This window comes from Thermosynechococcus sp. OHK43 (assembly GCF_014466085.1).
In the GTDB taxonomy this organism is placed as follows: Bacteria; Cyanobacteriota; Cyanobacteriia; order Thermosynechococcales; family Thermosynechococcaceae; genus Thermosynechococcus.
This window is the reverse complement of record NZ_JACOMP010000118.1, coordinates 1-6,450: the sequence shown is the minus strand read 5'-3', so window position 1 is coordinate 6,450 and position 6,450 is coordinate 1. Positions and strand designations below refer to the sequence as shown.

General features: G+C 51.6%; 7 protein-coding genes and 1 tRNA gene. 3 read left to right on the top strand and 5 right to left on the bottom strand.

Features of this window, described 5'->3' with window-relative positions:
• Positions 1-356 (bottom strand): response regulator (locus H8Q75_RS04855; RefSeq protein WP_297040834.1); only part of this gene is annotated, 356 nt, incomplete at its 3' end.
• A gap of 83 nt (positions 357-439) precedes the next feature.
• Complete coding sequence (locus H8Q75_RS04850; RefSeq protein ID WP_024124159.1) at positions 440-2,116, bottom strand: diguanylate cyclase; 1,677 nt, start codon at positions 2,114-2,116, stop codon at positions 440-442.
• 232 nt (positions 2,117-2,348) lie between these two features.
• Between H8Q75_RS04850 and H8Q75_RS04845 the strand changes: the two genes are divergently transcribed.
• Positions 2,349-3,425, top strand: coding sequence for a chlorophyll a/b binding light-harvesting protein (locus tag H8Q75_RS04845; protein WP_024124158.1), 1,077 nt, complete (start codon positions 2,349-2,351; stop codon positions 3,423-3,425).
• 67 nt (positions 3,426-3,492) lie between these two features.
• Here H8Q75_RS04845 and H8Q75_RS04840 read toward each other — a convergent pair whose 3' ends face one another.
• The 3 genes from H8Q75_RS04840 to H8Q75_RS04830 all read right to left on the bottom strand — a co-directional run bounded on the left by H8Q75_RS04840 (position 3,493) and on the right by H8Q75_RS04830 (position 4,498).
• Positions 3,493-3,711: a hypothetical protein gene (locus H8Q75_RS04840; RefSeq protein WP_024124157.1), complete on the bottom strand. Its 219-nt coding sequence runs from the start codon at positions 3,709-3,711 to the stop codon at positions 3,493-3,495.
• 2 nt (positions 3,712-3,713) lie between these two features.
• Positions 3,714-4,367 carry a DUF3318 domain-containing protein gene (locus H8Q75_RS04835; protein ID WP_024124156.1) on the bottom strand — a complete coding sequence of 218 codons (654 nt, stop codon included), beginning with the start codon at positions 4,365-4,367 and terminating at the stop codon, positions 3,714-3,716.
• Positions 4,368-4,424: 57 nt separating this feature from the next.
• Positions 4,425-4,498: transfer RNA gene (locus H8Q75_RS04830), tRNA-Pro, on the bottom strand.
• An 861-nt stretch (positions 4,499-5,359) separates the two neighbouring features.
• Here H8Q75_RS04830 and rsmD point away from each other — a divergent pair.
• Positions 5,360-5,908: a 16S rRNA (guanine(966)-N(2))-methyltransferase RsmD gene (gene rsmD, locus H8Q75_RS04825; protein WP_024124155.1), complete on the top strand. Its 549-nt coding sequence runs from the start codon at positions 5,360-5,362 to the stop codon at positions 5,906-5,908.
• A gap of 206 nt (positions 5,909-6,114) precedes the next feature.
• Positions 6,115-6,450 (top strand): aldo/keto reductase (locus H8Q75_RS04820; RefSeq protein WP_297040833.1); only part of this gene is annotated, 336 nt, incomplete at its 3' end.

The window sequence follows — 6,450 nt, the reverse complement described above, 5'->3', positions numbered from 1 at the left end:
TCATCCGGTTCAAAGGGCTTGACCAGGTAAACATCACCGCCGGTTTGCAACCCCTTAATGCGATCGTGGGTTTGCCCCTTAGCGGAGAGAAAGAGCACTGGCAACCAACTGAGGTGTGCCTGTTGTCGCACCGCACTGACAAAGCTATAGCCATCCATCTGCGGCATCATCACATCACAAATAATTAAATCTGGAGTGTGTTGCCGAAGAATTGCCAGCCCTTCATTGCCATGGGCTGCGGTGAGCACGCGATATCCCTGCATCTCAAGGTAATCCTTGACCAAGAGCACCAGGTTGGGATCGTCATCTACCAAGAGAATGGTGGCTTTTTGTCCAGAGGATGCCTCAAAGGTCATAGATTATAAGGTCATACATTTAGGACAGTCAACGGTGCTGGGGCCGAGTTTTACTGAGAATGAGCGTGCTCCTTTAGAATAGCTTATTCCTCTTGGGAGGAGGCATTGGCAAGTTCTGGGGGTATTTCCTTTAGGGCCGTCATAATTTGAGCACGTCCTGCTGCCTTGGCGGCATAGAGGGCATCATCCGCCGTCTTCACCAGTTGCACTAAGCTCTTTCCATGGGTGGGAAATTGACTAATACCGGCACTAAAACTCACCTTAAAGCTGTCATGGTTGGGGGCGTGGAAGGTGTGATTCCGCAATCGCTGTAAACAGATAGCAAGGCGGTGCTTGGCCACCTCAAGGGAAATGCCATACAACGCAATTAAAAATTCCTCGCCGCCCCAGCGAGCGACAACATCCTCCATGCGCAGGGACTGGCGCAACATCCGAGCGGTAGTCACCAATACCTGATCACCGACATCGTGACCGTAGGTATCATTGATGCGTTTGAAATAATCTAAATCTAAAACGGCAATGCAAAGGGTTTGCTGTTGGCGGCTGGCAAGGGTTAAAAAGCGTTCAATGTCTTCTGTGGCTTTACGCCGATTGCTGAGTCCTGTGAGGGGATCGACCTCTGCTAAGCGTTTCAGAAGGCGGGTACGCTCTAGGCGGTTGATGATCCGCGTTATCAGCTCAGGACCAGCAATGGGTTTACTGACAAAATCATCAGCACCGGCGGCAAAGAGTTGGTTCACCAGCGCCGGGTCAGTGGTTGCCGTAAGAAAGAGGATAGGGAGCTGATTCCAACGGGGATCATTGCGCACAACTTGGCAGAGTTCTAGGCCGTTGATGCCCGGCATTTGGACATCGAGAATCACCAATTCGGGGGTGGTGGTCTCTAGCACATCCCAAAATTGATCGGGATCTTGAAGTGAGGTGACGCTCATTCCCCAAGGTTCCAAGAGGCGTTTCAGGATGGCCAGGGTGACGGCATCATCGTCCACAGCCAGAATGCTGGCGGAGGTCATCTCTTGGGGCTGGAGTAACTGTTCGAGGGTTTGCAACAGCCGCTCGACATCAACGGGCTTACTCAGGGTCATCCGCGAGCCAAGGCGAATAGCCGCCAAGCGATCGCGCCACGTGTCACGGGCAGTAAACACGAGTGCGGGGATGGGCGGACGATGTTGGCGCAATTGCTGCAAAAACTCGCGGGTGGTCACTTTATCGGGCATTACTTCCGGATTGAGAATGACAGCATTGGGCCAGCACTCCTGCAGAAAGGTATTGACGACGGGCCAGCTATCTATGGCCACATAGCGAAAACCACTATCGGCAGAATGCTCCTCAAGGGAACGGATTAAGTCAGTGTCGTTGTCAATGTGAAGGACAAGGGGCAGGCCAGAATCGCGGTTCTGCTCAGGCTTAGAGGTGGCGATCGCACTGAGGAGTTGCTGGACGATTTCAAGGAGTGCTGCTGGGGAGCAGGGATAGCGACAATAAATGACTTGGGTATCTGGCTGGGTTGGCCAATCTTGGCCCGTGAGGATCAAAATAGGTTCCTGAAATCCGCGATCGCGCACTTTCTGGCAAAAGACCTCAACTGTTGTGCCCAAATGGGACTCATCCACAATCAAGAGGTGGTAGCGACGACTGGCTAGTAAGCTCCAGAGGTCTTCGGATCGGGCAACCACATCCACCCGATGATCGGCAGTGGTTAGGATCGAGACCAATGTGGCCGCCGTTGCCACATTTTCGTGATAAAGCAAAATGGCCATACCTAACCGCCAAGTACCTGTCGCTACTACTCTACTGCCTTACCTGCCTATTGCTCAACCTTCTGAAAGGAGAATGCCCCTAGCCATTAGTTACATATCTTTATATTTGCATTCTTGTTAGATGCTACTAATTCTCAATAAACCTGCTATAGTAAATCTGGGTTTGTTGAGATTAATGCTCAATAAATCCCAATGTTGACGTCCAATCTATTTATCAACAAAGGAGGACAGGATGGCGATCGCCAGTGAATCTCCAACCCCTGTGATGGCTGCCGGCTTACAAACCTACGGTCAAGCCAACGTCAAGTATGATTGGTGGGCCGGTAATGCCCGATTTGTAAACCTCTCAGGGTTATTCATTGCCGCCCATGTGGCACAGGCAGCTCTGACCGTATTCTGGGCCGGCGCCTTTACGCTTTACGAAATTTCCCAATACAACCCCAATCTGCCTATGGGAGAACAGGGCCTGATTTTGCTGCCCCATCTAGCAACCTTGGGGTTTGGCATCGGCGAGGAGGGTAAAGTGGTGGATTTGTACCCCTACTTTGTGATTGGGGCAGTGCATCTGATTTCCTCTGCTGTCCTAGGGGCCGGTGCGCTCTTTCATACCTTTCGTGCCCCCCATGATCTCAGTACAGCCACTGGTCGGGCCCGTCGCTTCCACTTCCGCTGGGATGATCCAAAACAACTGGGCATTATTTTAGGACATCATCTGCTCTTTTTGGGGTTCGGTGCCCTGCTGTTGGTTCTCAAAGCAACCATCTGGGGTGGGTTGTACGATGCCAATTTGCAAACGGTACGCCTTGTAGCGCAGCCCACGTTGGATCCCTTTGTTATCTATGGCTACCAAACCCACTTTGCCAGCATTAATAGTTTGGAAGACCTAGTGGGAGGGCATATCTACATTGCCATTTTGCTAATTGCAGGTGGCATTTGGCACATTCTTGTACCGCCGTTGGCTTGGGCACGGAAGGTGCTGATGTTTAATGCTGAAGCAATTCTCTCCTATTCACTTGGGGGAATTGCCTTGGCGGGGTTTGTGGCCGCCTACTTCTGTGCAGTGAATACACTCGCCTATCCGGTCGCGTTTTATGGACCACCCCTAGAAGTCAAGCTGGGAATTGCGCCCTACTTCGCAGACACCATTGAATTGCCCCTTGGCCAACATACTCCCCGTGCGTGGCTAGCCAATGCCCACTTCTTCCTTGCTTTTTTCTTCCTACAGGGTCACCTTTGGCACGCCCTGCGAGCCATGGGATTTAATTTCAAGGAGTTGGAAACTTTTCTCAGTCCAGCTATTGAAAATTAATTTCAATAAATTCCTGTTAGCTACCCTCCTATCCTCGATCGTCCTGATCGAGGTTTTTTGGCGTCACTTAGGGAAGACTGTCATTCCCTTGGGAGCGTTGGACACCCCTGAGCTGTCGTCCCATCTGCGGCAAGAAGAAAAGCAAAAAGGCAATTTGAGCCGTAAAGACCCAGCCATAGTACCGCAGCACTGGATGTAAATCCCACTGGGCCATAAATCCTAGACTGGCCACTGTCCACAGGAGAATGATTATTGGCAGCAGCCGTTGGCGTTTTGGGCGAGCCATGACTAGGAGCCTGCTGGAGTGTCGTTTTGCATGGCCTGCATGCGAGCCTTGGCTTTAGCCGCGCTCTTCTTCAGGGCCTGCAGACGCAGCTCATAGCGTTTGCGTTGGCGGCGATTGGGGGCCTGCTCGATCAAAAGCTTGAGGGCACTGCCAAGACTTTTGTAGGCATTGGGCAATTCATAGCCGAAGCGGGTGGCGAGGGCGATCGCTCGCTCATCAGCGGCAATAGCTTCCTTGAGAACCTTTTCGCCATTATTGCGCTGGTAAAGCCGCCAGCCCGAAAAGCCACACAGCCCAAGGGCAAGGAGCAGCAGCAAGCCATCCTGTACCCAAAGTTCTCCCACGGCACCCCCCAGGCCAATCGCCAGTGCCGCCATTTCCCAGCCATCGCGAGGAATCGTGTCATTTTGAATGCGGGCAACCTCGTGCCAAAAGAGGAGGTTGCGCTGATCCTTGGCCAATTGATCCCAACGTGCTAAATCAATTTGAATTTCCACCTCATCCTTGCCAATTTCCTCGCAGGTAATGAGGGGAGGATTCACCCCACTTGCTGGTTCGATCATCACCCAGCTTTGCAGCTCTGGCGGCAAGAGAGACTTGAGACGACGCAATTCTGCTAAATCAGAACGGGCAACTGAGGATGCAGCCGAGGTCATAGCACAACACAATCCTAGGGTATTTCTTACCTATCTTAACAGTTGTGTGCTGACCGATCGGGATGACAGGATTTGAACCTGCGACCCCTTCGTCCCGAACGAAGTGCGCTACCAAGCTGCGCTACATCCCGATAACTTATCTAAGATAGCATTTGCTGGCTTTTTCCTCAATTGAGCAGGGGAGATTGTGCAGCAAGGAAATTTAGGCCAACTTTAGTCCATTATTCGAGTCAGGGCAGCTAAAACTCGCTCTAGGAAAAGCTTTGAGAAATTTGCTCTATTGCGGCACCCACAATCGGTCAACCGAGATCAGTCAAGCACGTCAGATGCGCTGCTTTAGACTCTCTTACGATCGCCGGCTCCTGCCTCTACAGCGGAGCTCAAGGCAGTACAGCTTCAGCAGGATAACCGACCGCGAAGGCAGAAGAGCATCCCCCCTCTCAAGGGGGCTCAGAGTTTGAGATCACCTTAGATCGAGGGTTTGCCTTGATTCGTTTGGGTCCCTACCCCTAAGACAGCTCTAGTCCGCCAGCCAGGCCCTCCTGTTCCGATTCCTTTGGCCCCTTCCCGAAGAGTATCTCTTATGAGATTTTTAATTTCATTAAAAGACTTGTTATAAGTTTAATTATCTTATTTGAGATATTAAATTCTTACCAACGCGGGCGTTGGTTCTCTGGAGGAACAACAGTGTTTTGCCTGAATCAAACTGAATGGTTGGGTTGGCGCAGTAGAGTCTTTTGCTGATGGAGCTGATGGATCGGGTCACTGACCACTGTGTCCAAATCAAAGCAGCCACGACAATGAAGTCAGCACCCTCCCCCTAGAAAACAGGTGTCACTTGAGAAAGTGTCATGTGCCGCTCTACAGGTTCCCAGACCCTCAGAGTATTGTTGAGTTAGTGAGGAGTGATTCGCAAACAAAAGTCCTAGGGTCGAAACACGGCAAGACTCCTAGGGCTTTTTATTTTGGGCTAAAGCCGTTACCTTAAAAATATGCCTTTGCGAATTTCGGGCCAGCGATCGCTCAAAACCCTTCCCGGTCACAGTACCCGTCCCACAAGTGCCAAAGTTCGCCAAGCGATTTTCAATATCTGGCAGGGTCGCCTCCAAGGATGTGGCTGGCTAGATTTGTGTGCTGGTACCGGTGCAATGGGGGCGGAAGCCCTACTGCGCGGTGCCCAGTGGGTGGTTGGTATTGAACAGTCTCCCCAAGCCTGCCAAGTCATCCGTGAAAACTGGTCAGCCCTTGCCCAACCCCATCAGCACACCCTGGTTTTGCGGGGGGATGTGCGCCAGAAGCTGCCTCAAGTCCCTATTCTCCAGTTTGAGTTTATTTACTTTGACCCCCCCTACAATAGTGATTTATATCTACCCGTTCTCCAGTTGCTTTGGCAGGAGGAGCGTCTCAGTCCTAAGGGGGAAATTGCCGTTGAGTGTCGCACAAAAAATCCACCAGATTTAGAGGCGATTCTGGCGATCGGCTGGCAGCAGCAACGCATTAAAACCTATGGCAGCACAATGGTCATTTTCTTGAGCCGTTAGAACGATGAGCGGCTTTTAGCCCCCACCACTAGTCCCTGAAAAAGCTCTATCAGTTGCAGGAAAGTGCGGATCGCGGTAGAGTGACGATGGAGTTTTGCACAACAGGATTGTCATTACTACAGTTCGGGGCAACTACATCATCAACTTGTTACACCATTCACCCTATCCCCCCAAAACTCCTACTGTTGGGCTGATTCAATGATGGTATGCAAACCCGTTCCCTTGGTCGCACAGAGATTCAAATCACACCCCTGATTCTTGGCACGTGGCAAGCGGGCAAACGTTGGTGGGTTGGCATTGAAGATGAAGAGTCCATTCGCACCATTCGTGCTGCTGTCGAAGCAGGGATGACCACCATTGATACGGCTGAAGTCTATGGGGAGGGTCATTCAGAGCGGATTGTGGCTGCAGCCGTGGGAGACTTGCGCGATCGCTGTGTCTATGCGACGAAAGTCTTCGCCAACCACTTGCGCTACAAAGACGTGATTGCCGCCTGCGAGCGATCGCTCCGTAACCTCAACACCGACTACATTGATCTCTAC